Raw genomic sequence first — 4,383 nt, 5'->3', positions numbered from 1 at the left:
GGCAAACCAAACTTTAGCCGAAGAACAACCGTGGCCGCCAAGCGGCCCGCGCGGGCCTCGCTTCGCTACGAAAAGGCTCCGCTCAGCCCGCGCTAACGGCGGAAATTACACCAATCGTTGGGACACTCCTGGCAAAGGTAATTGCTACGATAATGCGGCTGTTGAGACGTTCTTCAAGACGATCAAGGCAGAGCTGATCTGGCGGCATCCTTGGGAGACACGACGCAAGGCTGAGATGGCAATCTTCGAATACATAAACGGCTTTTACAATCCGCGCCGCCGACACTCAGCATTGGGTTGGAAAAGCCCGGTCGCTTTCGAACGCAAGGTGGCTTAAACGAGCACTTGGGGCGGCACAAAAGCGCGACAGGTCCAAAGCGTCGGCACTCGGCCGTCGGGTACCTAAGCCCTATCACGCTCGAGGAGCGAGCTATAGCCGTCCACGAAACCGGCAGCAGGCCAGGTGATCCTGGTTGAGCCGCGGCCGTCGCGTTCTTGGACGATCTCCATAAGATCGCGGTGGTGCAGTGCGGCAAGCCGATCCGGCGCCCAGTCATCGAGCATAAGTAAATGGGCTTTTGTGAGACGGCAGAACAGGTGGGGGGGGAAGCGGCCATCGCCATGAACCATTTAGTGCTCCTCGCATAGGAGCGGTTGTTCTCGGGATCGTAGAAGCAGGTCTTGGTGACGTCGGCTCGCAGCGTATATTTTAGCTTGGCGTTTTCATCCTGCTGCACATTCTGTATCCCAGCCTCGGACGCTTACATGTCGCTGGACTTGGACTTCAGCTTGTGACAATTCGCCAAATGCAGGTCATGTCTGTGGCAAACCACCGTTGCCGGCATCACGCTTCTTGCTCTTTGATCACCGAAATGATCTTTGGTTTACGAAAGCCGGCGTAACAATATTTTCGCAAGTAACTGATATTGTGCAACAAAATACCTAAAATGGCAGATCCCTTGTAGGCTTGGCGAAGAACGAGCCAACAAAGCCGCGCAATATTCCTTCACCTACCCAGCATCGGTTCGGGCTCCGCTCGCATCTCTTTAGGCGAGTCGACGAGACATTCAAGAAATAAAATCCATCCTTTCGGTACTAGTAAGTACTCTTAAGGTTAGATTGTCTAGTATCGCGAACAGCAATATCATTTATTTTTGTGACCAAAAGTAAAAAAAAGGGTCAGATGGTGATGCAAACATCAGTGGGCGCGGAACAAAAAACTGTTTTAATCTGTGATGATCATGTGGTTCTGTGCGATGCCCTCGCCGCCGTATTCGAAACCCACGGCTATTTCGTATACGAAACCTATGACAAAAGCGGCCTATTGGATCTGATAGATCAACACGGTCCAGATAGGTTTGATATTATTCTGTTGGACGTAAATATGCCAGGAATGGCGGGCCTTCAATCAATAAGTGAAGTGTGCCAATCCGCAAAAGAAACGCCGGTGGCGTTGATGTCTTCCGGGTTAACCTACCAGTTTGTCAAAGATGCGCTCAAGGTAGGTGTGTCAGGTTATGTCCCTAAAACCACTCATTTGAACAGTTTCAAATCCGTCATTGATCTCATCATCAGTGGCGGAATGTACATACCGACGGAATTGATCGTACGCGAGGATGGGATGGACAATCCGTGGCGCCTCACTCCGAAAGAGCAGTCCATCGCGTGTCTTGTTAGCAAAGGCATGTCAAACAAGGTGATCGCATATGAGCTACAGATGTCTGAGCCAACCGTAAAAATGCATCTTCGCTCAATATTCAAAAAGATGAAGGCAACGAACCGGACACAGGTCGCATTCGCGATTCGGGAAGCAGGCCTTCATGATTCTATCATCCACGCGTAAAGCTTCCAAACAGAGAAGACCCAGAAACTTAACCCGTGGAGAGCGACATGGATGAATTGACTACGGTTGTGTATCTAGGCCGCATTAATGACGCGACTTCTCGTGTATTTGAGTACTTCATGAGTAGAGGTATGCAAATAATATATACGGATCTGACGTTTAGCACGCGTTCGTATTGGCGTGATGCGGGCTCTCTTTTGTTTGTCGATGTAAATGGCATCGGGGGAAATCAACAAGTCGACAGCCTCTTGGACACTCTAAAGTGTGATGGACCGCCCGTGCCGACAATACTGTTTTATTCCGACCAACTAACGCCCCAGGGGAAGCTTGGTCACTTTCCTGGTGGCGTGGCGCCGCTCTTTGGTTTTGATGATCCGTATTCTATTGAGTTCTCGATCGCCCAAGCAACTTCATCGTGCATCGCGCGAAAGATGGACAGCGAAATAACTCTCCCGAACAGTACGAACCCGGCCCCTGTGACCGTTTTTCAAAGTTCGTGAAACCTAGAAAAGGCTGAAACTATGTTTGAACTGATGACCGATGAAGAGTGGGCCTTTTATGAACCGTTTCTGTGGGAAGTGCGAGCCCCGCATGGTCGTAAGCCAACTGATTATCGACGTACTCTCGATGGAATCTTTTGGGTCATGCGGACAGGTGATACATGGCGTAACCTACCGGAACAATACGGAAAATGGATGACCGTCTATCAACAGTATAGGCGTTGGACTATGGCTGGACTTTGGGAAAAAATAGAGCGCGCGCTACGGATGGTGGAGCTTTCATGCGAAGAATCCCCAGAAGGAAATGCAGGCGATTGCAAAGCACCAGAAATGATAGATACGCGTTACGCAAGGAGCTCATCAACACAAGAAAGCTTTGCCGATGTGTGAACTCTGAAAAGGGTCATTCGGCTTTCGGGTGTGGGTAAAGAAGCTGGCACGTTAAAGGTAGGAATCGACATTTACCTCAAGGGTGCGAGTAATTCCTGAAGTAAATAGCGGCTACGAAAATATAGAAGAGTGTGCTGACTTGCGTGTATTTAATTTGTTGCTTGTTCTAGCAGCGCTTGCAGTTATGAGCGGATCTGCAAATAGCAACCCTTATGTATCGCGCTCGTTCTCCAGACCGACACCTCTCGGATTGGTGAATATCTACCTCCCAGGGGCTTTATGCACAGGCGTACAAATTGCTGAACGCAGAGTAATAACTGCCGCTCATTGTTTGTATAAGGATGATGGCAAAAGCCTCGTAGACGTAAAAAAAATAAGTGTTGTGAGTGATGTGCGTGTTGCGCCGCTTATAGTAAGTGTGTCGGACTCTGAGATACGTTCCGGGTTCGACGGCGTCTCGAGAACAATTGAAAATTTCAACTCCGATGTTGCGCTTTTGACATTGGCTGACTCGACCCTGAAATCTCTTCCCCTTCCACAACTTTCTGAGATGCCCTCGCGTCTGGGCGACAGTTTATTCACGACTTATTATGAGCCTAGAAAAAAGCATTTGAAATTGATTGACGCTCACTGTAGCTTGCTTAATAGAAAAAAACGTGTCTTGGTTTTGGATTGCCCCGTAGACTTCGGTGCGTCCGGCGCTCCGGTTTACCAGGTAGGGCGAAATGGCGCGACTGAATTGGTGGCGATTATTGTCGCTAAGGCGATGTGGGGAAATAAGGCAGTAGCCTTAGCGGTTGGCGTTGGACCAGTATGACTCAGGAGAACAAGTATGACACACATAGATTTTGAAGATCTGTCTCTTCAAGAGCTTGAGGCTATACAGAGAGAAGTGAAAAAGGCGATAATTAGCTACCAGAATCGGCAGCGAAAGGTGGCCATTGCGAAAATGACTGCAGTGGCTAAAGATCTTGGGTTTTCATCTCTTTCAGATGTAATAGGACCTCAGATGCCTCAGAGGAATTATTTTGCAATTGAGCCAGTATACAGAAACCCTGAAAATCCAGACCAGATATGCGGAAATCGCGGACGCAAACCCCTGTGGTTTAACGATTTACTGTCTCGAGGTTACACAATAGATCAACTTCGTATCGAAAATCAAAATTAAGGGCTCTCTGAAGAATCTGCCCGTCAGGGCGTGATGTGCTAGGGTTTTGGCGCACGATAGAGGTGCAAGCGGCCAGATCCGGGACGAGCTACTGCGCGGCAAGGAAACATCCGTCTGGGGCAATAAGGGCTACGTCCACGCCGAACGGCAGCCCGCGTTCACGAAGAAGAACCGCGATTCTTTCTGGGGTGTTGTGCGCAAAGCCCCCAAGGGCGGTGCGTTGGACGAGTTCGACGCACAGATCAACAGGATCATCGCGAAGGTGCGAGCCAAGGTTGAGCATTCTTTCCGGATCCTTAAGTGCCGGTTCGGTTATGTGAAAACCACCTATCGTGGGCAGGCCAAGAACCGGACGCCCCAACTTCGACACTTCGCGATGGATTTGAGCCCGGTTTGGCAATGCGGACTTCAATGAAATAAGGGCTTTCCGTGTGTGGAGGGTCAGATTTTGGCGAGAATCCTGTTGTGGCACGTTATGGCGC

Annotated in this window: 5 protein-coding genes and 2 pseudogenes; all 7 read left to right on the top strand. The window is 49.7% G+C overall.

Features of this window, described 5'->3' with window-relative positions:
- Positions 1-337 (top strand): IS3 family transposase (locus tag AAFO90_RS24110; protein ID WP_347511082.1); only part of this gene is annotated, 337 nt, incomplete at its 5' end.
- 846 nt (positions 338-1,183) lie between these two features.
- On the top strand, positions 1,184-1,843 hold the full coding sequence (locus AAFO90_RS24105) for a response regulator transcription factor (RefSeq protein WP_347511081.1): 660 nt from the start codon (positions 1,184-1,186) through the stop codon (positions 1,841-1,843).
- Between the two features lie 47 nt (positions 1,844-1,890).
- Complete coding sequence (locus tag AAFO90_RS24100; protein ID WP_347511080.1) at positions 1,891-2,343, top strand: hypothetical protein; 453 nt, start codon at positions 1,891-1,893, stop codon at positions 2,341-2,343.
- A 21-nt stretch (positions 2,344-2,364) separates the two neighbouring features.
- A pseudogene (locus AAFO90_RS24095) lies at positions 2,365-2,607 on the top strand (transposase); the annotation flags it as partial.
- 265 nt (positions 2,608-2,872) lie between these two features.
- Positions 2,873-3,550: a trypsin-like peptidase domain-containing protein gene (locus AAFO90_RS24090; RefSeq protein WP_347511079.1), complete on the top strand. Its 678-nt coding sequence runs from the start codon at positions 2,873-2,875 to the stop codon at positions 3,548-3,550.
- Between the two features lie 15 nt (positions 3,551-3,565).
- Positions 3,566-3,901 carry an H-NS histone family protein gene (locus AAFO90_RS24085; protein WP_347511078.1) on the top strand — a complete coding sequence of 112 codons (336 nt, stop codon included), beginning with the start codon at positions 3,566-3,568 and terminating at the stop codon, positions 3,899-3,901.
- Between the two features lie 73 nt (positions 3,902-3,974).
- Positions 3,975-4,250 (top strand): annotated as a pseudogene (locus AAFO90_RS24080) (transposase family protein); the annotation flags it as partial.
- Positions 4,251-4,383 lie beyond the last annotated feature (133 nt).

Source organism: Phaeobacter sp. CAU 1743, from assembly GCF_039839315.1.
GTDB lineage: Bacteria > Pseudomonadota > Alphaproteobacteria > Rhodobacterales > Rhodobacteraceae > Phycobacter > Phycobacter gallaeciensis_A.
This window is presented reverse-complemented; position numbering and strand designations above follow the sequence as displayed.

What these genes read in the sequence shown, in the direction of transcription:
- AAFO90_RS24105 (WP_347511081.1), top strand. Translation starts at nt 1,184, where the DNA reads ATGGTGATGCAAACATCAGTGGGCGCGGAACAAAAAACTGTTTTAATC.
- AAFO90_RS24100 (WP_347511080.1), top strand. Translation starts at nt 1,891, where the DNA reads ATGGATGAATTGACTACGGTTGTGTATCTAGGCCGCATTAATGACGCG.
- AAFO90_RS24085 (WP_347511078.1), top strand. Translation starts at nt 3,566, where the DNA reads ATGACACACATAGATTTTGAAGATCTGTCTCTTCAAGAGCTTGAGGCT.